This window comes from Adlercreutzia sp. ZJ154 (genome assembly GCF_011039055.1).
GTDB lineage: Bacteria > Actinomycetota > Coriobacteriia > Coriobacteriales > Eggerthellaceae > Adlercreutzia_A.
In genome coordinates this window covers 108,159-131,152 of sequence record NZ_JAAKEF010000001.1, presented here as the reverse complement: position 1 = coordinate 131,152, position 22,994 = coordinate 108,159, and the positions used below count along the sequence as shown (strand labels likewise).

Sequence of the window (22,994 nt, the reverse complement as noted above, 5' to 3'; positions counted from 1 at the left end):
CTTGTAACTAAAATAACCAACGATCCGCATATACAGTAGAAACGTAATACGAAAGGGATTAGTGTTGGCGCGCAATACTCGATCTAAAAAGCAAGCTCAAAAAACCAGCAACGCTCCGCAGACGCGGCTTCCGCTTGAAGAGAGGAAACCTAAGGCTGGGCTTTTAGACGATTATGCAAAGCGCGATATAGCAGGAGTTATATTTATCGTTATCGCTATAGTGTTTATGCTCATAGCGGCAATGCCAGAAAATGAAGCTGTTGTATCGGGTGCACTTTCTGCTGGTGTTCATTTAGCTTTAGGCGCTGGTTCGTATGTACTTCCGTTTGTTTTAGCAATTGTAGGTATTACATTTTTATATCGCAGCGGCCGAGAGCGCCTATCTTTGCGCGCAGCTGTAGGACTTGCTATTCTTTATATTGCACTTCTTGGTTTTATGGCGCTATTTACCCCCATAACCACACTTGGTTCAGATAATCCCGATTTGCTATTTTCACCACATTTACTTGTGAATTATGGTGGTTATATTGGTGCTGGAATAGCTTGGGCAGGAATTACTTTATTTGGACGAGTTATTACTGGAGTAATACTTATCGGAATAATGGTAATTGGACTTGTGATAGTAGGATTTTCCATATCTAGGCTTATTGAGAAGGTTAGAAGAAAAGCGCGCGAAATATCCTATAAGCACGCAGAAAACTCTTCATCAAATTCCCAGATTGCGCCTGCACGCATACGACGGCGAGGCGGCGATATTCAACAATCTGCAGAAATAGACGATGAAGTTCCAGCAGTTGATAACTACTCCGCAGGTCTTGCCAATAGCGAAGAGATTTCCGATATTGAAAAGGGATTTGCTAACTCTGCCTTAACGCGGCAGCTTCCTACTGCTGGTAAAAAACGCAAACTAAAATCGCAAAAGGTAGCTGAAATAGATTCTTCGCGCATAAGCGACCCAAACATAACGATGGCTTTGTCCGATCTGGAAAATGCGCAACCAAGTAAAACCGCACCTATGACTAGAAAACTAGGTCGCGCCAAAGAAGATAATGCGCAAATAGCAACAAAAAATACTGCGGATTCTACCAATTCTGAACCGAATACACCAATATCGAAAGATGGTTTTATTTTGCCTTCTATGTCCTTGTTGGCTAGATCACCTAAAGGACGCAAAAGCGCTACAAACGCAAAAGAGCTTGGACATACTGCATCATTACTGCAAAAAACCTTAGAAGATTTTGGTGTACCAGCAAAAGTTGTTGGTTGGGTGGCTGGTCCTACAGTTACTCTTTTCAAAGTTGATTTACCATCGGGTGTACGTGTAAGCAGAATTACTGTTCTTGATACCGACATTGCACTAGCGCTTGCAACGCCTTCAGTTCGTATATTTGCTCCTATTCCGGGTACAAATTATGTTGGCATAGAAGTTCCAAATGAAAAACGCGAAACAGTTTTTCTTGCCGATGTCCTAGACAGCGCCAAGAGCGGTCCTTTACAGATAGCCATAGGAAAAGATGTTGAGGGCAATCCCATAATTTCAGATTTGGCAAAAATGCCACACTTATTGATAGGCGGTACCACAGGCTCTGGCAAATCGGTATCTGTAAATGCCATGATAATGTCAATACTTATGCGTGCCACCCCATCTGAAGTTCGCTTCATAATGATTGATCCTAAACGTGTTGAATTTACTCCCTACAACGGCATTCCACACCTATATACGCCTGTAGTAACAGAGCCTCGCGAGGCTGCAGGCGCACTGGCATGGGGAGTAGCGGAAATGGAGCGTCGTCTTAAAGTTATGAGCGATGCCGGTGTTCGCAATATTGGGCAATACAATCAAAAGATGAAATCTGGGGCACTAGAAGTGCCCGAAGGCGAAGCAGCACCTACAACAATGCCTTATATAGTCATCATTATTGATGAACTTGCCGACCTTATGATGGCTGTTGGCAAAGAGGTTGAATTTTCTATATGTCGCATCGCTCAACTGGCGCGTGCTGCGGGTATACATTTAATAGTTGCAACTCAGCGCCCATCCACAAATGTTGTTACAGGATTAATAAAATCTAACATTACTAATCGCATTGCGTTTAACGTGGCTTCTGGGATAGATTCACGAGTAATAATTGATACAACCGGCGCTGAACATTTAGTCGGTTTAGGCGATCTGCTCCTGTCAAAACCGGAATTTGCTAAACCTGTGCGCATACAAGGTTGTTATGTTTCTGAAACTGAAATAGGAGCAGTTGTTGAAAAGGTGAAAGAGCAGGGCGAGCCAGAGTACCACACAGAAATCTTAAAGACTAATATACAAACTATTGGCAGTACTAATCCTAGCGGAGGTACTCCGTCTTCCGATGATCCGCTTATCTGGGATGCAGCAGAAATAGTAGTTTCGTCTAAAATGGGTTCAACATCTAATATACAAAGACGCTTGAAGGTTGGCTATGCACGCGCTGGACGTATAATGGATCAACTAGAAGAAAAAGGCATCGTAGGACCAGCAAACGGCTCAAAACCCCGAGAAGTAATGGTCGATGCATTAGAGTTAGAAACACTTAAAGCTTTTGAGAAGCAAGATTTGCAACCTTAAAGGGTGATAAACAGGAGTAGCATCTGGTGCCAATGCAGGATTCATACGGGCGCATCTTACGCGAAGCACGTGAGAGAGAAGGTTACGATCTCACTACTATGGCGCGTCGCCTGCATATTCGCCCTGATATTTTAAGATCGATAGAAGAGTCTGATTTTGGCAGAATGCCTGCAAGCGGTTATACCCGCAATATGATACGTGCATATGCACGTGCGGTTGGCTTAGATCAAAAGCGTATAAGCGAAATGTATCTCGATGAATTGCATCTTTTTGATACTGGGCGACCACGTGCTGGTAGCGCTCGTGCAGATAGTCATTCTGCGCAACGTAATTCTAGGGCTCACAGAAATCCTGCAGCGGGTAGGGCAGGCAGGGCTTCTTATAATGAAGATACACGAAGAACTAGCCAGTCTCGCAATTTAAACCGAAATGCACCTTCACGAACCTCTAGTTCACGAAACTCTAGCCGCAGTATTCCTGCGCGATCTGCATCTGGGCGTGCACCTTCACGCGGTTACGGATATGTAGGAGACGAAAGGCATCAAGCATCGCGGCGCGGCTCTGCTATGCCAGATCCTCGCAGACGTAATACACTTTATGGCGGTAAGCAGGCAAGTAGAGGATTACCTAGCTTTGCAATATGGATAGGCATAGCTATTGTTGCTATTGTGCTCATAATTATTTTGGTAGTTTTATTCAATAGCGGCAGACAATCTGTTCAAGATGTTCCAGATATTCCCATATCCGGGCTTACCGACACATCTAATCCAGAAGGCACAGTAAGCGCCGATGTTGTAGAAACACCGCCCGAAAAGGCAGTACTAAAACTGTCGGTTGAATCTGGAAAATCTTCTTGGATTGAGGTAAAAGAAGGCGATTCTAAATCAGAGCTATTATCCGAAGTGGTTAGAGGACCGTTTGAAGAGGAATATGATGTCACCGGTACACTTACGGTACGAACGGCAAACCCGAGTCCTGTTACCGTTGAAGTTGATGGTGTAGAACAGAAGCTAACAAAACAGAGCGGAACTGAATACTATGTATATACGCTAGATTTCCAGACCATCTTAGATGAATGGAATGAACAGCATCCCTCTGCCGATAGTTCGTCTTCCTCGGCGAGTTCTTCTGCATCTTCATCATCTTCTAAGAAGTCTTCAGAATAGGATATATTCATAGTGATACACAATGCGCGACCGCAGCGCAAGAAGCGGTGTATAACATAGAGGGGTTGAAATGGCAAAAGAAAATAGTTTTGACGTTGTGTCTCTTGTAGATATGCAAGAAGTTGATAACGCATTTCAACAGGCGAAGAAGGAATTATCACAGCGCTACGATCTTAAAGATTCCGGATCTAAAATTGAATTAGACAAGCAAAAACATGAAATGCTTGTAGAGGCTCCGTCAGATTTCGTAGCCAATCAAGTCATAGATATAGTTTCTTCAAAACTTGTAAAACGCGGAATAGATTTAGGCGCTGTAAAATGGGGGGAAGTTCAAAGCATTTCCGGCGGCAATGTATCGCGCAAAGGTAACATTATTAGCGGTATTGATAAAGACACGCTTACCAAAATTAACAAAGATCTAAAGGCTCTAAAATTAAAAATAAAGACTCAAATTGAAGGCGACAAACTTCGTGTTACATCAGCCTCGCGCGACACTCTGCAAAATGTAATTGCTCACCTAAAGTCTGAAGACTTCGGACAGCCTTTGCAATTTGTAAATTATCGATAAAGTTTTATATATGAATAACAATGTTTTAAAAGGAAGCGTTTGTATTTATACGCTTGGATGCGCAAAAAACGAAGTTGATTCGCAGCAAATGCGCGATCGTTTAAGGGATGCAGGATACTCTATTGTCGATAATGCAGATTTGGCAAATGTTGTTATAGTTAATACCTGCTCTTTTATTCAGGCTGCAACGGAGGAAAGCATCGATGCAGTACTTGAAGCTTGTTCGCTACCCGGAATTGATGAAGGTAGATGTGCTGTTATAGTTTCAGGCTGTATGCCTGCGCGATATGGAGAGCAACTACAAACAGAATTGCCAGAACCTTTCGCTTTTGTTTCCTGTGCAGAAGAGCAAAATATAGTGCAAGTTGTAGATGCCGCAATGAAAAGCCTTAATAACGCGCATCAATATAGCGCAAATGCCTGTTTAGAGGCACCTTGCGCACACATGCCTTACGCATATGTAAAAATATCTGATGGATGTGATAGGTTCTGCTCGTATTGCACAATTCCATTTATAAGAGGCAGATATAGAAGCTTTCCATTGGAAGATATAGAAAACGATGTTGAGAAAGCAATTCAAAATGGAGCCAAAGAAATTATCCTTATTGCGCAGGATACAGGTCGATGGGGAGCAGATCTAGAAGATGGCTGCAGTCTTGCATGGCTTTTAAGGTCGCTCGCGAATCGCTTTACCGATACATGGTTTAGGGTAATGTATATTCAGCCCGATGGCGTAACAGATGAATTGTTAGACACTATAGCCGACTGTAAAAATGTCGCTAAATATTTAGATATTCCTCTTCAGCACGTAGATCCAACCATATTAAAAGCTATGAATAGAACAGGTTCGCTAGATACATTTCTAGCTTTGGCGCAAAAAGCAAGAAATCGCATAGATGAAGTTACTTTGCGAACTACTTTAATAGCCGGTTTTCCCGGCGAAACTGAAGAGCAATTCGAAATGCTTGTCAATTTTGCAGCATCGGGTTGTTTTGACTATGTTGGCGTGTTTCCCTATTCACAAGAAGAGGGCACACGCGCTGCTTCTATGGCTGATCAATTAGATGAAGATGAAAAAATGTATCGAGCCCAAAAAGTGCAAGATGCAGCTGACGCAGCAGGTGCAGCGGCTGTTTCTGCCCGCATTGGTAGCGTGCAAAATGTTTTAATTGAAGGTGTTGAAGAAGACGGGCAACTGTATGGACGCACTATGCAGCAAGCTCCCGAAGTAGACGGAATTACGTTTGTCGATTCTGGTAATGTAGGCGATATCGTTGCGGTCAGCATAGACGATACATTGCTTTACGACATGGAAGGCGCTACGATTAATGTCTGATAATCGCAAAAAAGCAGCTTCTAATATATGGACACTTTCCAACATTATTACTCTCATTAGGATATGTTTGGTCCCTGTATTTGTGGTTGCGCTGCTAAGTCCGTGGCCAGAGTGGTTTGGTATCGCACATTTGGTTGACGATCAGACAAAATCGCTTGTAGCAGCAGCGGTATTTATTCTTATTTCCGCTACAGACTGGATAGATGGTTATTTAGCCAGAAAGCGCAATGAAGTAACCGATTTCGGAAAATTTATGGATCCGCTTGCTGACAAAATTCTTGTAGCAGCAGCATTACTTGCGCTTGTAGAGCTTTCAGTATTGCCGGCTTGGCCTGTGCTCATAATTCTTGCACGCGAATTTATTGTGTCAGGTGTACGCATGATAGCGGCTAGCAAAAACGAGGTAATAGCAGCTAGTTGGTATGGAAAAGCCAAAACTGTCGCCCAAATTATAGCTATTGTTTTATTTTTGATAAAAGACGCTTTGATAATTCCGAATGCAGAGAATATCAATAACCCTCTGTACGTTATTTCATGGGTGACAATGATTGTCGCCCTAATTCTTACGATCATTTCTATGCTTGACTATATTTCAAAAGCTAGACATTTATTAGGTTTTAAGCCGGCTAAACTTGATGCGGCAAACAGTGACGAATGCGATATTGACGACGAGTTTTTGAATACATTAGCAGCAGATGTTGTTTGTGCAGCATCCAATAAAGGAGTTACCATTTCTAGTGCAGAAAGCCTAACAGGAGGAATGGTTAGCTGCGCACTTACATCTGTTGCTGGTAGTTCTTCTGTTGTAATGGGCGGTGTGGCTAGCTATGCCCTAAGTGTTAAATCTGATGTACTTGGAGTAGATTTAGATACGCTCAAATCTGATGGTGCTGTAAATGCTCGTACTGCCATTGATATGGCTAAAGGGGCTCAGCGAATATTAAAGTCAGATTTTGCTGTATCAACTACAGGTATTGCAGGTCCTACTGGGGCTGAACCGGGCAAACCCATAGGCACAGTATGGTTTGCTGTTAGTACGCCTTATAAAACAGAAGCTGAGGTTATGCACTTTGAAGGCAATAGAGACAAAATCAGGCGTTTATCTGCAAAAAAGGCATTAGATATTTTGCTTGAAGCCATTAATAGGGATGCGCGTTAGAAATTTGTAAGGTTTATGCAAGGTTTTATAGGATTTAATATTGCATTTTAGCTAATATGAATATGTATTGATGTCATGTTTCTATTTAAATGTGTATGTATTTCTCTGTAAACAAAAATCGCATTTTTGATATATAACTGCAAGGTTTTATATCTATTATTGAACGTGTCAAGTGAAACAAAGTAGCTATAGCAGAATATAGTTTACCCTCTTGACTTGCAAACATACGTTCGTATAATATGTTCGTATTGCAAACATAGCCGATTCATAGAATGCAAGAGGAGAAAAAATGGCGCAGTCGAAAGAAGAGCTGCTAAAGAGTACGACCGATCAGATTGAAAAGAAATTTGGTCGAGGCTCTATCATGAAATTAGGAGAAAGCGGTGCCGATCTTTCTATAGGTGTTATACCTACCGGGGCTCTTCCGCTCGATGTTGCTTTAGGCATAGGCGGTGTACCGCGCGGCAGAATAATTGAAATTTACGGCCCAGAATCTAGCGGTAAAACAACTCTAGCCTTACAAATACTAGCTGAAGCGCAAGCTCTTGGTGGCATAGTTGCTTTTATAGATGCAGAACATGCACTTGATCCTGTATATGCGGCACGCCTTGGTGTAGATATAGATGAAGTTCTTATATCTCAACCCGATACAGGTGAACAAGCACTTGAAATTTGCGATATGTTAGTTCGCTCTAGCGCAGTTGATTGCGTAGTGATTGACTCTGTAGCTGCCCTTGTTCCTCGCGCTGAAATAGAAGGCGAAATGGGAGATACTACAGTTGGTTTGCAGGCACGCCTAATGTCGCAGGCTTTAAGAAAACTGGCAGGTTCTTTATCTAAGTCGAATACTACATGTATATTCATCAATCAGTTGCGCGAAAAAATTGGCGTTATGTTTGGTAATCCAGAAACCACCACAGGAGGTCGCGCTCTAAAGTTCTTCTCAAGTGTACGAATAGATATACGTCGAATAGAGTCTATTAAGGTATCCGGAGAAGCAGTAGGCAATAGAGTACGAGCCAAGATTGTCAAAAATAAAGTAGCGCCTCCATTCCGTCAGGCTGAATTTGATCTTATGTATGGAGAAGGCATTTCTCGCGAAGGATGCATTATTGACATGGCGGTTGATTGTGGAGTAGCCAAAAAGAGTGGCGCTTGGTACACATATGGCGAGGAACGTTTAGGGCAGGGAAGAGAAGCTGCAAAACAAACCCTACGTGACAACCCAGAGCTTCGAGATGAAATTGAGGCAAAAGTAAGAGAGAGCTACGATGTCCCAGTTATAAATGCAACCTCTTCGAACGCGGAATAATTATCCACATTGAAAAATGCATAATATTAAAACATCAAATATATCTTCTCTTTCTCTTGATGAACAAAAAGAGAAGGCTTATGCAAAAATTCTCCGGAGTGCAAGCGCATGCGAACAGTCCAGTATACGCATGAGAAAGAAATTAGAATATGCAGGGTTTTCGCAAGATGCAATTGATTTTGCTATGAAAAAAGCTATCAGAGTAGGTGTAATTGATGATGTGCGATATGCGGAATGTCTTGTTAGGTCTAATGCACTTGCTGGCAAGGGAATGGAATTTGTAAAGAAGGAAATTCAGTCTTTAGGTCTATATATTGAAGACTTGGATGCTTATCAAGAATATATTCAAAATGGGGAAGACGCACAAATTGACGCTGCATTAAATTTGCTAATTCAACATCCCAGTCGTGCAAAGGATAAGCGCTCCGCAGCCACCAGAAAACTACTAAACAAAGGCTACAGCATGTCGATTGCCTCGCGTGCTGTAGCCATTTGGTGTGATAGGTTATAATTACTAATATTGAGCGAACGTATGCTTTTGCATACTTGATATATACAACTTAATAAGGTTGGCGTATTGCTTTTGAAAGCGTGCATTTGCTCATGTCGGCATTTTGCCGACATTTATTTTTGATATCAAACCGCATTGTAAAGATGCAAAAATGATGAAGGGAGCAAATGCTGTGGACGTAGTATTTATAGCTATTGCAGCAATTATCGGCATTGCTCTCGGCTTTCTTATCGCACGATTCGCTACAAAATCAGCTGCTTCTCGTGCAGCAGAAGAAGCGCAAGCATTAAAGAAGAAGGCTGAAGACGATGCTAAAGAACTTATCGAAAAAGCAAAAAGCCATGCAGAAACCATGCGAAAAGAAGCCGAGATAGAGGCAAAAGATCAGGCGCTGAAATATAAACAAGAGGTAGACGCAGATAATAAGGAGCGCATGAATGAAATACGCTCCGCGGAAAACCGCATAACGCAGCGCGAGGAATACCTTGACAGAAGAAGCAATTCTCTCGATTCGCGCGAAGACCAAATATCTTCACTTCAAGGACAAATAGAAAAGCGCGAACGCATGCTTGAGGAAGCTCAAACAGACATGGAACAGCGCTTAGAGCGTGTTGCTGGCATGACGCCTCAAGAAGCAAAAGAAGAATTGCTTGACACTATTCGCGATGACGTAACCCGCGAGTCAGCGGCAATAATAAGAGATGCAGAAGCAAGAACAAAAGCTGAAGCTGATAAAAAAGCTAGGATGATTCTTAGCTTGGCAATACAGCGAGTTGCAGCCGATCACACAACTGAATCTACTGTAACTACAATCCATATCCCTTCCGATGATTTGAAAGGACGCATCATCGGGCGCGAGGGCAGAAATATCCGCTCTTTTGAACAACTTACAGGTACCAATCTTATAATTGACGATACTCCGGAATGCGTAACCATTTCTTGTTTCGACCCGGTACGTCGTGAAATTGGTCGTGTAACTATGGAGAATCTAATAGCTGACGGTCGCATTCATCCTGCACGTATAGAAGAAATGTATGATAAAGCTGTCAAACTTGTCAGTCAGCGCATTCATGAAGCTGGAGAACAAGCTGTATTCGACGTAGGAATTCATGACTTAAACCCTGAATTAGTTAACACATTAGGACGCTTGCTTTATCGCACTTCTTATGGACAAAACGTACTTAGCCATTCGCTGGAAGTTTCTTATCTTGCAGGTGTTATGGCATCGGAGTTGGGTTTAGATCCTATTTCTGCAAAACGTGCTGGACTACTTCACGACCTAGGTAAAGCGGTTGATCATGAAGTTGATGGCAGCCATGCCGTACTAGGTGCCGATCTCGCTAAAAGATATGGTGAAAAACCTGAAATTGTTCATGCAATAGAAGCGCATCATGAAGATGTTGAACCAAATACTGTTCTAGATGTGCTCATTCAAGCAGCTGATGCAATTTCTGCTGCTAGACCGGGAGCCAGAAAAGAAACGCTAGATGCTTATATAAAGCGACTTGAGAAGCTTGAAGAAATAGCAAATAGCTACGAGGGCGTTGAAAGAACTTTCGCTATACAAGCTGGACGCGAAGTGCGTGTCATGGTTGAACCTGAAATTGTTGATGAAGCACAAGCAACTGTGCTGGCACATGATATTGCACATCAAATAGAAACTGAAACTCAGTATCCCGGTCAAGTTAAGGTTGTCGTAATACGCGAGAGCCGTGCAGTTGACTACGCAAAATAATAATACGCCAGAGATAACCTCTTCATTTATTGAAGAGGTTATCGGTGATGCTAACCTCCGAATAGAAAAAGATTTTGGGCAAGGCTTCGTTCGGCTAAAAACCAGTGAAGCTGAAAAGCGTCAAGCAGCTCAAGATATTAGGTCTAGCGAAGATATTGTCATAGAGCTTTTGCGTAATTCACGTGATGCTAATGCTAAAAATATTTTTTTAGCAACACAGCGAGAAGCAGATAAGCGCTCTATTGTTGTTATAGACGATGGATGTGGCTTGCCAGAGAACATGAGAAGTCTTGTATTCGAACCAAGAGTTACTTCAAAACTGGATACCGCTTCTCTCGACAGATGGGGTTTTCACGGACGAGGAATGGCTCTCTATTCCATTCGTGTTAATTCGTCAATCGCTAGGATTGTAGACTCAAAACCCGGTCTTGGGACATCGATACAAGTTGTAGTAGATACTAAGAATATTTCCGAAAAAACAGATCAGTCTACATTCCCTCGCTTTGAAATGCAGAATGGCAAGATGTGTATGCGCGGTCCGAAAAACATACTGCGTACTGCAGCTGAATTTGCATTGGAGCATAAAGATTCTGTAAATGTTTATTGCGGTTCATTTACAGAAATAGCAACTGCAATCAATGAATACGGCATGGCAACTTGTAGCCCAGCTATGAGAGCTTTCAGTTCTAACATTGATGAATGCAAATTAATACAGCGTCTTGCTTTTGCGGTTGATCCAGTTGAATTTTCAGAAATTGCGTCTAGTTTGGGCTTAGATATGTCTCCACGTTCTTCTAGACGTATTATGGATGGAGAAATTAAGGCTGCTGTTGTAATGCTAGAGCGCATCAAACACGAATCGCTATCCGCATGCAAGCCTCAAAAATTTTACACCCCTAAAAAAATGCCAAAAAAATCGGCTGTAAAATTTACCCAAAATGACATAGATTCATTTACAAATACAGTAACTGATGCATTTAGAGAGCTTGCTTCTGGTTATTTTCTAGACGATTCAGTAAAGCCCAATGTGCATGTTATAAATGGCAGTCTTAAAGTAGAAATTCCGCTTATAAATGCTGATTGACAACGTATCTGTTTGCTTTAAGTTATCGCTAAAGGTAGAATTACGAATTGCTGGTTTATGCGCATTCGAATCAGCTATAAATACACCATAAATGTTAATGTAACGGACAAGGGATGCATGTGGCTAACGACCAGAAAGCTGAAATCAGCTGCCTGAAGGTTTCTTCAAAATCGTCTCCCGCATCAGTAGCTGGAGCGATTGCTGGAATGATTAAAGACGGTTCACCAGTAGAAATTCAGTCAGTAGGTGCAGGTGCAGTAAATCAAGCAGTTAAAGCTATAGCTATATCGCGTGGTTTCCTATCTCCTGTAGGCATAGAAATTGTTTGTATTCCTTCGTTTGCAGATATTGTCATAGATGGCGAGTATAGAACTGCCATACGATTTACAGTTGAGCCCAAAGACGCTTCAAAAACAACGCAGGCTCTTAACGTTTCTGTTTAAGTTTTCCAAATGCCATTAAATCTAGATGGATTTACATACTGCGTATTAGCCTTTGGCTGTCAGATGAACGAACATGATGCCGAGCGCGTAGCTGGCATGCTGGAACATTACGGCGCAAAGCGCGTTGAAGCTCTTGAAGATAGCGATATTCTTGTATATCTAACATGTTGTGTTAGGTTGTCTGCTGAAACTAGACTATTTGGACATGTAGCATCATGCAAAAATGTTCCTGTACGCAAGAACTCTCCATTAGAAAATAGAATTATTGCGATAGGGGGCTGTATTGCCCAACGCGATGGAGAATCTTTATTGGAATCTTTTGCTCATGTTAATGTAGTTTTTGGAACACAAGCACTTCATTTACTCCCAGAAATGTTGGCTGACGCAATATATAAGAACAAACGTTTAGCCGACACATCAGATCATCCAGATATTTTTTCTGCCGATCTGCCTACCAGCAGAAATACACCTTGGTCGGCATGGCTTCCCATAATGACCGGATGCAATAATTTTTGTTCGTATTGCATAGTGCCGTATGTTCGAGGGCGTGAAAGATCGCGCTCTATAGAAGATATCGTTTCCGAAGCCGAGCATTATGTCAGCTCTGGAGTTAAAGAAATTACTCTGCTAGGACAAAATGTAAACTCTTTTGGACGCGATTCTTATGGAACTCCTCAATTTGCCCGGATACTAAAAGAGGTTGACGCTACGGGAATTGAGCGTCTTCGTTTTGTAACAAGCCACCCCAAAGATTTAAGCGATGAAGTTATTAGCACATTTGGAGAATTGCGCTCGGTCATGCCAGCGCTACACCTGCCTTTTCAGTCGGGTTCTAATCGCGTTCTAAAATTAATGAATCGCTCTTATACTCGCGAACACTATTTGGGGCTAATTGAAAAGTTACGGCATGTGTGTCCAGATATTGCTCTTTCTACTGACATAATAGTTGGATTTCCAAGTGAAACTGAAGACGATTTTGAGCAAACACGAAGCCTTGTTGAACAGGTAGGTTTCGCACAGGCATTTACTTTTATTTTTTCACCGCGCAGCGGCACTCCTGCAGCCAAAATGGATGGAATCCCCGCCAGTGATGTCATACAACGCAGATTTGATACGCTTGTTCATACTGTGCAAAATGGCGCTTACGAATACAACCAAAAAGAGCTAGGCAAAGTTATACCCGTACTTGTTGAAGGTGCATCAAAAAGGGGAGAGGGAATACTTGCAGGCAAAAGCCCCAAGAATCAGACGGTGCATGCATATGTCCCCGATGGTACAACAGCACAAGAGCTTGCGGGCACATTCCTTAATATTCGTATAACCGAAGCTAAGACATGGTATCTTTTTGGCGAGGTTATCTAGGTGGAATCTTTGCTTGACAAAGTTATCTGCATTGTAGGTCCTACTGCAACTGGAAAATCAGATTTAGCGCAGAATATAGCACTTGAACTGGATGGGGAAATTATCAGCGCTGATTCTATGCAAGTTTATAAAGGTATGGACATTGGAACTGGCAAGATTCCAATTGACCAGCGTAGAGTTATGCACCACGGTTTAGATTTAGTGTATCCCAATGAGCCTTATTCTGCAGCTTTATTTCAAGAATATGCACGACGCACTTTCAAAGAAGTACGCAGCAGGAAACATGCTTCTATTTTAGCTGGTGGAACAGGCTTTTATGTTCGAGCCGCTATAGATAACTACGATTTTCCTAAAGGAGAACAAGTAGATAACCCGATACGAAAAGAACTTGTAGAGTATTTAGATAAAAACGGTACCGATGCACTTTGGAACCGATTAAAAAGTGTAGACCCAAAAAGCGCCGAATGTATCCATAAAAACAATTCTAAACGTGTGATGCGCGCACTTGAATTGTATGCAGATGGAAAAAGCTATGCAAACCAACTAGAAAAACTATCGAAAATTGAACAGCTTGTACCCGCACTAATGATAGGGCTTTCCGTAAGTCCTGATACATTGGCTAAGCGAATAGACACAAGAGTAGACAAAATGCGCGAATTGGGTCTTGAGCAAGAAGTAGAACGTTTACTTGAAGAGGGCTTTGAGGAATGGATTACAGCTCCTCAGGCTATTGGTTATAAAGAGATTGTTAGTGCGAAGCGGGGCGAATGCACGATAGACGATGCATTTCAAAGCATTAAGCAAGCCACCAGACGTTATGCAAAAAGACAACGTACATGGTTTCGCAAAGATAGGCGCATAGTGTGGATAGATGCTGAAACCGGTAATATGACCCACATGCTCGAACAAGTTTTGCAAGTTATAGAAAACCCCACAAACAAATAACCATACACAAGGAGCAAAAAATGAAAATAAAATTTTCAAAGATGAATGGGCTTGGCAACGATTTTATTATGATTGACGACATGTCACATAATATCGAATTGGACGAAAAGCAGGTCAAATGGCTTTGCGATAGACATTTCGGCATTGGTGCAGACGGAGTTATTCTTGTAAGACCTTCTAAACGCTTCGAATGTAGCGCCTATATGCACTACATAAACTCAGATGGCACCCTTGCCCAGATGTGTGGAAATGGAGTTCGGTGCTTCACAAAATTTTTGGTTGACAACAATATAGTTGATGCAAATTCTTGCGAATTAATAGCAGATACTATGGCAGGTCCCAAACCGATAAGTTTCAAAAGGTCGCCTGATGGCAAAATGGAAATGGCTACAGTACAAATGGGTCAGCCTATATTAGATCCAAAAGCCATTCCGGTAGATGCCAGCACCGATAGCATCTCTGCTACGGGAGAGCCATTTATTGGATATATGAATCTTGCTTCACCTTGGGGTGATTTTTCGTTTGCCTGCGTTTCTATGGGTAATCCGCATGCGATATGCTTTATTGACGATTGGACAGCTTTGCCTGATGATGCCTTCGTTGACCCGACAAATAAGTCATTATCTAATTTTGATGTAGATAAAATCGGTAAATATTTTGAATCGCATGCTGTATTTCCCGAAAAATCTAATATTGAATTTGCTGAAATTTCATCTGATGCAATTAATATGCGCGTATACGAGCGCGGGTGCGCAGAGACGCTAGCTTGCGGAACAGGTGCATGTGCTGTAAATGTGGCAGCCGTACTAACAAAAAATGCCCCCCGCGAAAACGATATTCGCTTGCTTGGCGGAGTTTTGCATATAAATTGGCAAAACGATGGAATTGTTGCAATGACAGGACCAGCAGAAGAATCGTATGTCGGAGAGGTTGATTTGGAGATTTATGACAAATGAGCCTATGTATACAATAGAGCAATCTAGTCGTGAGCGAGCCATATTAGTTGGCATAGAACAGGCTGGATCTAAATGGTCGATGGAATCTTCTCTGCAAGAATTATCGCGCTTAGCTGATACTGCGGGTGCTGATACGGTAGGTATTACTTCGCAAAAACTTACTTCGCCTAACCCGCGTACTTTTGTTGGTAGCGGAAAAGCAACTCAGCTAGTTAATATGGCTGGCGAACTAGATGCAGATATAATTATTTTTGATGATGAACTTACACCATCTCAACAATCAAACCTTGAAAAACTTGTTGGCAGAGATGTAAAAGTTATTGATCGTACTGCACTTATCTTAGACATATTTGCTCTGCATGCAAAAACACGTGAAGGTAGACTTCAGGTTCAACTTGCGCAAAATGAGTATTTATACCCACGCCTGCGAGGCATGTGGGCTCATTTAGCATCAAATAGAATGGGCGGCGGTGTTGGATCTCGGTTTGGTGAAGGGGAGAGCCAGCTAGAAGTTGATAGGCGCATGGTAAGAAAGCGCATCACTTCTATCAGGCGTGAACTAGAACATCTTTCGCGTATAAGAGGCGTTCAGCGCGAAAGCCGCTACAACAGCGGAATATTTAAGATAGCCCTTGTTGGATATACAAATGCTGGTAAATCTAGTTTACTCAATCGATTAACTGATTCTAATGTATATGCCGATGACAAGCTTTTTGCTACGCTAGATTCGACCACTAGAAAACTTATACTTCCAGAGGGCCGCGAGGTTACTTTAAGCGACACAGTAGGATTCATCCAGAAATTACCTACTACTCTTGTAGAAGCATTTAAATCTACACTAGACGAAATAACCAATTCCGATCTTATCTTGCATGTTGTAGATGCATCTTCTGACTCTTATGAACAGCAGGTAGATGCTGTAAACGACGTACTCGGACAAATAGGTGCTGAAAGTATACCTAAACTAACTGTTTTTAATAAATGTGATCTTTTGGATAGCACAGCACAACAAGCGCTAGCATTCAGAAACTCTATGTCTATCCAAGTTTCTGCTGTAATGGGAACCGGTATAGATGAATTAATAACACGGATAGCATCCGCAGCTGCTGCAACCGATTCGAATATGCACGTTCTAATCCCATACTCAAGAGGCGAACTAGTTTCTTTGGCACATAAAAGATGCCGGATATCGAACGAATCGCATACCGAATTAGGAACTAGTTTAATTCTAAGAGTACCTATTGGCTTAGAAAGAGAATTCAAACCGTTTCTTATTACGAGTTAAATACGACGAAATACCGCCACTACCTTACCCGCAATAAGACAGTCATCTACGAGAATAGGCTTCATAGAAGAATTTTCCGGTTGTAAGCGAATGCGATTGTCTTCTTTATAAAAGCGCTTTACCGTGGCGCTATCTCCAATAACAGCAACGACTATTTCTCCGTTATTAGCTGTAGGCTGCTCTCTTACAACTACATAATCGCCATCGTTTATGCCGGCTTCAATCATTGAATCGCCATGCACAGACAATGCAAAAGATGGAGAATCTCCAACGATATCGGTGGGAAGCGCAATATTGTCAGTGATGTTTTCCTCTGCAAGTATTGGAGTTCCAGCTGCAACATCACCTACAAGGGGAACACTTACTACTTTCCCAAACTCTGGATGCAACTCATTATTTTCATCTTCAAGTTGATAAGTAAGAGAAATAGAACGAGACTTCAAAGGATCGCGCTTTATATAACCTTTTTCTTCAAGTGCTTTCAGATGAACATGCACGGTAGAAGGGGAGGAAAGCCCTAAATCTTGGCATACCTCACGCACAGTAGGTCCAAAACCTTTTTCACGTATATGTTTCTCAATATTATTGAGAACTGCTTGCTGTCTTTTTGTAATTTTTGTAGACATGAAGACTCCTTGCATCAAGATTGCCAATCGGAACCTTTGTTCGTAATTATAACTGCGAACATGGGTTCTAGCAAGAAAATTCTTGAATTAATGTATGATGTATACTAGCAAAAGGAAAGGATATAAATGCGTTGTCCATCATGTGGATATGAAGAATCAAAAGTTATAGATTCGCGCTCGGCAGATGATGGCAGCGCGATACGCCGTCGTCGTGAATGCCTTAAGTGCCAAAACCGTTTCACGACATATGAACGTTTAGGAGAACGTCCTGTAATTGTTTTGAAATCGGACGGCTCCCAAGAAGCGTTTGATAGGCAAAAACTTTTTCGCGGTCTTTTAATCGCTTGCGCAAAACGCTCGGTTAGTCCAGAACATATTGACCAGCTAATTGATGACATAGAAAATTCACTTCGAAATTCCGGTGTCTCGGAAGTACGCTCAAAAGACCTAGGAGAAATGGTCTTAGACAGGCTTGCTAATGTAGATGATGTTGCATACATTAGATTCGCAAGCGTATATAAAGACTTCAAAGATGCAGAAGAGTTCAGCGAAGCGTTAAAAGGTTTGAAATAAATGAAGCAACTTGATATTCGGATTAAGCTACTTCGCAACAATATTGAGGCTCCCACATACGCTCATATTGGGGATGCAGGGTTAGATCTTAGATCTGCTATAGATGTAGTATTGCAGCCCTTTGAGCGCGCTATTGTTCCTTGTGGGTTTTCCATTGCTATTCCTGAAGGATATGCGGGATTGGTACTTCCTAGAAGTGGACTCGCCACAAAGCATGGTATTACGGTGCCTAATAGCCCGGGACTTATTGATAGTGGCTATCGCGGCGAGATGATGGTATCGCTACAGAACTTAGACGCTAATACGGCTTACACGATTGATGTGGGCATGCGAATAGCTCAACTGGTGATAATTGAAACACCAAATGTTAACTTAATTCATGTTGACGAGCTGGAAGATACTGAACGTGGTTTTGGCGGGTTTGGAAGCAGCGGACTAAACTAAGCATAGCAGGTGAAAATATGCAGCCGGAATACAGCAACACACCAGATGACGAATCAAGAGCTTTTGCAAACCACCAATTAGCATCAGCTCAAACACTGGTAACAATTACAATTATTGCATCTCCTGTATCGTTGGTTATCGGCGGTTTACCGCTAGGTATTGTGGCGTTAATTTGTGGCATAGTGGCTCTTAGCAAAATACGTGCTGCAATAGAAAAGTTATCTGAACCTAGTGCCATTGCAAATAATTTGAAACGCCAAGCGATAATTGGCATCTCGGTAAGTATTGTTTCAATTGTGTTGAACGCAATTTCTATAATTATCATATTGCCAGCGTTTATTGAATTTCTGCAAAGCGGTGATATTACTAAGCTTACAGAGGCAATGAATTTCTCAAGCGCATCAACTTCTTCTGGTTCTAATTCTGTGTGGGACTAGTCTTTCCTATTTGTATAAATGGCTGATAATAAATGTTATGTAAACTTAATTAATATCCTGCTTAATGCCCCTAATAAGCTAATTTTTCGCCTTGAACGGATGACGCGATCGCATTGCCCCACGCGACGGCTTTATTCGCAACTCTTCAAAATTTAAGCCAAGTTTACGCAATTCAAGATGTAACAACTCTCTGTGTGTATCTAATTCTGAACGCACCATAGAATCTTGACTGCAAACTTCACAGACTATGTACGGTTTATCTTTATCCGGTCCCTTTCGGGGCGCTGGATCTTCACGTATATAAACGGCATTGGTATTTTCCAGAATTAAACATGCAGCGTTTTTATTCCATATAGTATTAACCGCTTGTTTATAGCAATCGTTATTGCGTGCAATACGCATGAATTTACCAGCATCGCCATCTAAATTACTTATTACTTTTGACAGCTCCCCTGCAAGTTTTTTCATTTAAGATTCCTAAACATATCAGTAGCGTTTTTTTGATTATAACTACCATAATTTGTTTTATGGACAGTCTTCGCACAATCGCGTATCTTTTTAGTAAGCAATTCTATAGGAGCATTTTATGGTAAACAGAATTTCTAGACTCATCTTATGCGTAACTTGTTTTGCCATGTTCGCATTTCTCTTGGTAGGTTGTTCATATCAAACCGATGAAGAGGCAATAGAACAATCCATCTCAAACCGCTTAGACGGCTATAAAAATATAGACAGTTCTGAAACAGCAAATTTTGCTTCCCGAATGGATATTGACTCCCTTGCGCAATACGGTGTTTCTGAGCACGATTTCATGGCGGCATACTTTGATGATTTCGATTATTTAATTCAAAATGTAGCTGTTGATGGCGACAATGCGGTTGCAACAGTTGTACTTACATGTAAAAGTTTCACCGAATATGAAAAAGCTTTACAAGAAGCAACGGATGCTATGAAAGCTGATGCATCAATAGCTAAAATGTCTACAGATGAACTTGACAAAGCATTCGGTAAAACAATTTTAGATACACTTAAAGATGTAGAAGTAAGGCAAACCGAACCCATCGAAATATCTTTTGAAAAAGTAGATAATGTATGGGAACCCGTTTCTAACGCTTCTGAAGATATTGCAGCAGCGCTAATGTCGAATTGATGATATGGCTCTAAGTAACGATAAAAGACATCTGCATCCAAAAGATGCATTATTGCTGGCGGCACCACACACTTGGGCAGCTTCTATTATGCCCGCACTTCTAAGCATTGCGTTTGCATACTCAATGCAAGGTTTTCTGTCAGTTTCACTAACAATTGCCCTATTGATTGCCGTTGTATTAATGCAATCATCAGTTAATACATTCAATGATTACTTTGATTTCGTAAAAGGTGCAGATTCAAAAAATGACAATGTTGAAGAAAGCGACGCTGTATTGGTGTACAACAATATCAACCCTAAAAGTGCACTTGCTTTAGCAATAGCCTTTCTTATAGTCGCATTTCTTTTAGGTATATATTGCATCGTATCATCTGGATGGATTCCACTTGTCATTGCTATTGTGGGCGCTTTTATTGTCGTTGTTTATTCGGGTGGAAAAACACCCATATCTTACCTGCCAATTGGAGAAGCAATAAGCGGTATTACAATGGGTGGTTTAATTCCCCTTGCTTCGTTTTATGTGCTTACCGATAGTCTTAATTGGATGATACTGGTTTGGTCTATTCCGCTTATTATCAACATCGGTCTTATTATGATGACAAATAATACCTGCGACATAGAAAAAGATATCTCAGCTGGAAGAAAAACCCTTCCCGTAATACTTGGACGCTTACGTGCGCGCACTCTTTATAAAACCCTAATCGCAATATCTGTTATATCAACAGTATTAATTGTGGGTATTTGGTTTCCTTCGGGAATTATTGTTTTACCATTCATGCTGTTGGCTCTTTATCCAATAATTTCAAAAATGTTCATTAGTCCATTAGAACCTAAGGTTCGCGTAGGAGCTATGGCAGCTGTATGTAACATGAATATTGTGCTAGGCACTTTTTATGCTGTTGCAGTATTTGCTTCAAATGTTCAGCTAATCCTTTAAGCATTAGCTGTAAATAATATTGGGGCATTCTTTGAAATGCTTACCCAATTCATGCTCGTTATAACAGCTTAGCAGCTGTTCAGGCGTAGTTGGTTCGTCACATTCTGTAATGCCTGTAATATACGCGATATGACCTAAAACGGCTTCAGTCGATTTGTAAGTGTCAATCATGCAATCTAGCGAAGCATCTTTATCGCGCTTTGATAAGCGTCTTCCATCTTCATTAACAAGTAATGGCACATGTCCATATGTAGGTTTTTCATAGCCAAGTAAACTTTGTAAATATATTTGTCTTTTTGTAGATGTTAAAAGATCGTAGCCACGAACAACACAATTTATACCAAACTGCGCATCGTCAACTATAACAGCCAATTGATACGCAAATAGGTTATCGCTTCTACGCAGTATAAAATCATCGTATCCAGCTTGTAGGGTTCCTGCTTGTTCGCCCTGAAATATATCGACAAAGCAAATACGCGAATCTACTACCCTGCATCTAAGTGATGGCTTTCTATCATGCGCAGATGCCTCTAATATTCGTTTTTTGCGTTCAGTTTCGCAAAGATGCCTGCAAGTGCCTTTATATCCGCTCTCTTCTCCTGAATGTGGAGCCGATTGTATATTTGCCTCTGCTCTTGTACAGAAGCATTCATAGGTATTATCAGAAGCTATCAGCTCATTTAGAGCATCGCGATAAAACTGTTTGCGAGAACTTTGATATACGGGAGTCCCATCCCAATACAGGCCTAAAGATTCTAGATCGCGCATTATTGCGTCGGCATATTCTGTGCGCGATCTAGACTCGTCAATATCTTCAATACGCAATAAAACATCTCCCCCACGGCTTTTAGCAGCAAGCCATGCCATTAAATAAGCAAAAATATTGCCTGCATGCATCCTGCCTGTAGGAGAAGGCGCGAACCGACCAACTACACGTTTATCTGTAAATGAGACACCACAACTATTCATCAAGCATTGCGCAAATCGTCTATATGTTTAGCTTTGCCCATCGTGCGTTCAATTCCGCCCGGCTCTACCAGTCGAACATTAACACCGACCAAAAGTGTACCTTTTAGTTTTTCGGCAATTCGACGGCGCATAGCATCCATCTTTTCAAAAGAGTCAGTCATTTTGTCAGGGCGTACTTCTGTCTCTACAGTAAGTGAATCCATACCATTAACAGTTTCAACGATAATGTGGTAATGCGGTGTTACCTCTTCTATTCCGGCAAGTACATCCTCTATTTGGCTTGGGAAGACATTTGTTCCGCGAATAATTAGCATATCATCACAGCGTGAACGAACCTTGTCCATTCGCGCATGAGTTCTACCGCATTCACACTCCTCGCAAGTAACACGTGTCAAATCGTGCGTTCTGTAGCGAAGCACAGGAATTCCCCGTTTATCTAAGGGTGTCAAAACAAGTTCGCCTTCTTCGCCCTCAGATACAGGCTCACCAGTTTGCGGGTCCACAACCTCCCATAAGAAATGGTCTTCAGCAATATGCTGCTGGAATCTGTTCGCTAAACATTCACCAGAAACACCGGGACCCATAACTTCTGTTAAACCATAATTATCGGTGCATACAATATGCATCCGGCTTTCAATTTCTGCTTTTAGAGCAGGAGGGCATGGCTCCCCTCCAAAAAGACCAATTCGAAGAGAAGATTTTTCCCAATCAAATCCCATCTTCTCCCCTACTTCGCAAATATGCATAGCATATGAAGGTGTAGCAATTAACACTGTGGTGCCATAGTCGTTTATCATGTTGATATGGCGCTCGGTATTGCCAGAGCCAGCCGGAATCATTGCGCATCCCAGTTTTTGTAAACCGTAATGCAAACCAAATCCGCCCGTAAACATACCGTACCCGAAAGCCATCTGCGCAATATCGCCGGGAACAACTCCCGCCATTTGCACAAGTCGGGCTATGCAATCACTCCAAACTTGCATGTCTTCACGAGTGTATCCGACCACTATCGGCTTACCTGTAGTGCCAGAAGATGCATGGATTTCAATAATCTCATCCATATTAACCGCGAATAACCCATAAGGATACGTATCGCGCAGGGCAGTTTTGTCGGTAAAAGGAAGCTTGCGAACATCGTCAAGAGTTTTTATATCGGCAGGAGATACCCCACTTTTATCCATCAAATCGCGATAGTATGCAACATTTTTATAGGTATATGCCACCTGATCTTGCAACTTTTTAAGTTGGAGTTCTCGTAATTGATTGCGCGGCATGCATTCTATACCGCGATCAAAAATAGGAAACGAAGCAAAATCTTTTTGTTTAATTGCCTCAAATAAAGCTTGCTTTTGCGATACACCTTTACTGTTTAATTCGTTTGTACTGCTTGTTGGCATCGC

General features: G+C 41.6%; 23 protein-coding genes. 19 read left to right on the top strand and 4 right to left on the bottom strand.

Features of this window, described 5'->3' with window-relative positions; all coding sequences use genetic code 11:
* Nucleotides 1-64: 64 nt before the first annotated feature.
* The 14 genes from G7Y37_RS00615 to hflX all read left to right on the top strand — a co-directional run bounded on the left by G7Y37_RS00615 (nt 65) and on the right by hflX (nt 16,458).
* Nucleotides 65-2,596, top strand: a complete 2,532-nt coding sequence (locus G7Y37_RS00615; RefSeq protein WP_241155935.1) for a DNA translocase FtsK 4TM domain-containing protein — start codon at nt 65-67, stop codon at nt 2,594-2,596.
* Nucleotides 2,597-2,628: 32 nt separating this feature from the next.
* Nucleotides 2,629-3,762, top strand: coding sequence for a RodZ family helix-turn-helix domain-containing protein (locus G7Y37_RS00610; RefSeq protein ID WP_241155948.1), 1,134 nt, complete (start codon nt 2,629-2,631; stop codon nt 3,760-3,762).
* Between the two features lie 70 nt (nt 3,763-3,832).
* Nucleotides 3,833-4,330, top strand: a complete 498-nt coding sequence (locus G7Y37_RS00605) for a YajQ family cyclic di-GMP-binding protein (protein ID WP_165060199.1) — start codon at nt 3,833-3,835, stop codon at nt 4,328-4,330.
* A 10-nt stretch (nt 4,331-4,340) separates the two neighbouring features.
* Entirely contained in the window at nt 4,341-5,666 is a 1,326-nt protein-coding gene (gene rimO, locus G7Y37_RS00600) for a 30S ribosomal protein S12 methylthiotransferase RimO (protein WP_165060196.1), read from the top strand.
* Entirely contained in the window at nt 5,659-6,825 is a 1,167-nt protein-coding gene (gene pgsA / locus G7Y37_RS00595; protein WP_165060194.1) for a CDP-diacylglycerol--glycerol-3-phosphate 3-phosphatidyltransferase, read from the top strand. Before rimO ends, pgsA begins: the two co-directional genes overlap by 8 nt.
* Nucleotides 6,826-7,114: 289 nt before the next feature.
* Complete coding sequence (gene recA / locus G7Y37_RS00590) at nt 7,115-8,137, top strand: recombinase RecA (RefSeq protein ID WP_165060192.1); 1,023 nt, start codon at nt 7,115-7,117, stop codon at nt 8,135-8,137.
* 130 nt (nt 8,138-8,267) lie between these two features.
* The gene (locus G7Y37_RS00585; RefSeq protein WP_206214051.1) at nt 8,268-8,648 is read left to right on the top strand and encodes a RecX family transcriptional regulator; all 381 of its coding nucleotides are present in this window, start codon (nt 8,268-8,270) and stop codon (nt 8,646-8,648) included.
* A 151-nt stretch (nt 8,649-8,799) separates the two neighbouring features.
* Entirely contained in the window at nt 8,800-10,383 is a 1,584-nt protein-coding gene (rny, locus tag G7Y37_RS00580; protein WP_241155934.1) for a ribonuclease Y, read from the top strand.
* Nucleotides 10,367-11,467, top strand: a complete 1,101-nt coding sequence (locus G7Y37_RS00575; protein ID WP_241155933.1) for an ATP-binding protein — start codon at nt 10,367-10,369, stop codon at nt 11,465-11,467. Before rny ends, G7Y37_RS00575 begins: the two co-directional genes overlap by 17 nt.
* A gap of 143 nt (nt 11,468-11,610) precedes the next feature.
* Entirely contained in the window at nt 11,611-11,910 is a 300-nt protein-coding gene (locus tag G7Y37_RS00570) for a stage V sporulation protein S (protein ID WP_206214055.1), read from the top strand.
* Nucleotides 11,911-11,919: 9 nt separating this feature from the next.
* On the top strand, nt 11,920-13,272 hold the full coding sequence (miaB, locus tag G7Y37_RS00565) for a tRNA (N6-isopentenyl adenosine(37)-C2)-methylthiotransferase MiaB (protein ID WP_165060186.1): 1,353 nt from the start codon (nt 11,920-11,922) through the stop codon (nt 13,270-13,272).
* On the top strand, nt 13,273-14,217 hold the full coding sequence (gene miaA / locus G7Y37_RS00560) for a tRNA (adenosine(37)-N6)-dimethylallyltransferase MiaA (RefSeq protein ID WP_165060184.1): 945 nt from the start codon (nt 13,273-13,275) through the stop codon (nt 14,215-14,217).
* A gap of 20 nt (nt 14,218-14,237) precedes the next feature.
* The gene (gene dapF, locus G7Y37_RS00555; RefSeq protein ID WP_165060182.1) at nt 14,238-15,173 is read left to right on the top strand and encodes a diaminopimelate epimerase; all 936 of its coding nucleotides are present in this window, start codon (nt 14,238-14,240) and stop codon (nt 15,171-15,173) included.
* Complete coding sequence (hflX, locus tag G7Y37_RS00550; protein WP_165060179.1) at nt 15,163-16,458, top strand: GTPase HflX; 1,296 nt, start codon at nt 15,163-15,165, stop codon at nt 16,456-16,458. Before dapF ends, hflX begins: the two co-directional genes overlap by 11 nt.
* Here hflX and lexA read toward each other — a convergent pair.
* Nucleotides 16,455-17,084, bottom strand: coding sequence for a transcriptional repressor LexA (gene lexA, locus G7Y37_RS00545; protein WP_165060177.1), 630 nt, complete (start codon nt 17,082-17,084; stop codon nt 16,455-16,457). The genes hflX and lexA overlap by 4 nt on opposite strands.
* A gap of 126 nt (nt 17,085-17,210) precedes the next feature.
* Between lexA and nrdR the strand changes: the two genes are divergently transcribed.
* Genes nrdR through G7Y37_RS00530 form a run of 3 tightly spaced genes read left to right on the top strand, consistent with a single transcriptional unit; the run spans nt 17,211 to nt 18,538 of the window.
* A complete protein-coding gene (gene nrdR / locus G7Y37_RS00540) occupies nt 17,211-17,657 on the top strand; it encodes a transcriptional regulator NrdR (RefSeq protein WP_165060175.1) in 447 nt (148 codons plus the stop codon).
* Entirely contained in the window at nt 17,658-18,101 is a 444-nt protein-coding gene (gene dut / locus G7Y37_RS00535) for a dUTP diphosphatase (RefSeq protein WP_165060173.1), read from the top strand.
* A 17-nt stretch (nt 18,102-18,118) separates the two neighbouring features.
* The gene (locus G7Y37_RS00530) at nt 18,119-18,538 is read left to right on the top strand and encodes a hypothetical protein (RefSeq protein WP_165060170.1); all 420 of its coding nucleotides are present in this window, start codon (nt 18,119-18,121) and stop codon (nt 18,536-18,538) included.
* 78 nt (nt 18,539-18,616) lie between these two features.
* Here the strand turns inward: G7Y37_RS00530 and G7Y37_RS00525 are convergent, their stop codons facing one another.
* Complete coding sequence (locus G7Y37_RS00525; RefSeq protein ID WP_165060167.1) at nt 18,617-19,006, bottom strand: hypothetical protein; 390 nt, start codon at nt 19,004-19,006, stop codon at nt 18,617-18,619.
* Between the two features lie 118 nt (nt 19,007-19,124).
* On the opposite strand from G7Y37_RS00525, the gene G7Y37_RS00520 reads away from it, so the two are divergent.
* A complete protein-coding gene (locus tag G7Y37_RS00520) occupies nt 19,125-19,688 on the top strand; it encodes a hypothetical protein (protein WP_165060164.1) in 564 nt (187 codons plus the stop codon).
* A 4-nt stretch (nt 19,689-19,692) separates the two neighbouring features.
* The gene (locus tag G7Y37_RS00515; RefSeq protein WP_165060161.1) at nt 19,693-20,625 is read left to right on the top strand and encodes a prenyltransferase; all 933 of its coding nucleotides are present in this window, start codon (nt 19,693-19,695) and stop codon (nt 20,623-20,625) included.
* Nucleotides 20,626-20,628: 3 nt separating this feature from the next.
* Here the strand turns inward: G7Y37_RS00515 and gluQRS are convergent, their stop codons facing one another.
* On the bottom strand, nt 20,629-21,594 hold the full coding sequence (gluQRS, locus tag G7Y37_RS00510; protein ID WP_165060158.1) for a tRNA glutamyl-Q(34) synthetase GluQRS: 966 nt from the start codon (nt 21,592-21,594) through the stop codon (nt 20,629-20,631).
* Nucleotides 21,594-22,991 carry a phenylacetate--CoA ligase family protein gene (locus tag G7Y37_RS00505; protein ID WP_165060155.1) on the bottom strand — a complete coding sequence of 466 codons (1,398 nt, stop codon included), beginning with the start codon at nt 22,989-22,991 and terminating at the stop codon, nt 21,594-21,596. Before G7Y37_RS00505 ends, gluQRS begins: the two co-directional genes overlap by 1 nt.
* Nucleotides 22,992-22,994: the final 3 nt, after the last annotated feature.

What these genes read in the sequence shown, in the direction of transcription:
- G7Y37_RS00610 (WP_241155948.1), top strand. Translation starts at nt 2,629, where the DNA reads ATGCAGGATTCATACGGGCGCATCTTACGCGAAGCACGTGAGAGAGAA.
- G7Y37_RS00605 (WP_165060199.1), top strand. Translation starts at nt 3,833, where the DNA reads ATGGCAAAAGAAAATAGTTTTGACGTTGTGTCTCTTGTAGATATGCAA.
- rimO (WP_165060196.1), top strand. Translation starts at nt 4,341, where the DNA reads ATGAATAACAATGTTTTAAAAGGAAGCGTTTGTATTTATACGCTTGGA.
- pgsA (WP_165060194.1), top strand. Translation starts at nt 5,659, where the DNA reads ATGTCTGATAATCGCAAAAAAGCAGCTTCTAATATATGGACACTTTCC.
- recA (WP_165060192.1), top strand. Translation starts at nt 7,115, where the DNA reads ATGGCGCAGTCGAAAGAAGAGCTGCTAAAGAGTACGACCGATCAGATT.
- G7Y37_RS00585 (WP_206214051.1), top strand. Translation starts at nt 8,268, where the DNA reads ATGAGAAAGAAATTAGAATATGCAGGGTTTTCGCAAGATGCAATTGAT.
- rny (WP_241155934.1), top strand. Translation starts at nt 8,800, where the DNA reads ATGATGAAGGGAGCAAATGCTGTGGACGTAGTATTTATAGCTATTGCA.
- miaB (WP_165060186.1), top strand. Translation starts at nt 11,920, where the DNA reads ATGCCATTAAATCTAGATGGATTTACATACTGCGTATTAGCCTTTGGC.
- dapF (WP_165060182.1), top strand. Translation starts at nt 14,238, where the DNA reads ATGAAAATAAAATTTTCAAAGATGAATGGGCTTGGCAACGATTTTATT.
- hflX (WP_165060179.1), top strand. Translation starts at nt 15,163, where the DNA reads ATGACAAATGAGCCTATGTATACAATAGAGCAATCTAGTCGTGAGCGA.
- lexA (WP_165060177.1), bottom strand. Translation starts at nt 17,084, where the DNA reads ATGTCTACAAAAATTACAAAAAGACAGCAAGCAGTTCTCAATAATATT.
- nrdR (WP_165060175.1), top strand. Translation starts at nt 17,211, where the DNA reads ATGCGTTGTCCATCATGTGGATATGAAGAATCAAAAGTTATAGATTCG.
- dut (WP_165060173.1), top strand. Translation starts at nt 17,658, where the DNA reads ATGAAGCAACTTGATATTCGGATTAAGCTACTTCGCAACAATATTGAG.
- G7Y37_RS00530 (WP_165060170.1), top strand. Translation starts at nt 18,119, where the DNA reads ATGCAGCCGGAATACAGCAACACACCAGATGACGAATCAAGAGCTTTT.
- G7Y37_RS00525 (WP_165060167.1), bottom strand. Translation starts at nt 19,006, where the DNA reads ATGAAAAAACTTGCAGGGGAGCTGTCAAAAGTAATAAGTAATTTAGAT.
- G7Y37_RS00520 (WP_165060164.1), top strand. Translation starts at nt 19,125, where the DNA reads ATGGTAAACAGAATTTCTAGACTCATCTTATGCGTAACTTGTTTTGCC.
- G7Y37_RS00515 (WP_165060161.1), top strand. Translation starts at nt 19,693, where the DNA reads ATGGCTCTAAGTAACGATAAAAGACATCTGCATCCAAAAGATGCATTA.
- gluQRS (WP_165060158.1), bottom strand. Translation starts at nt 21,594, where the DNA reads ATGAATAGTTGTGGTGTCTCATTTACAGATAAACGTGTAGTTGGTCGG.
- G7Y37_RS00505 (WP_165060155.1), bottom strand. Translation starts at nt 22,991, where the DNA reads ATGCCAACAAGCAGTACAAACGAATTAAACAGTAAAGGTGTATCGCAA.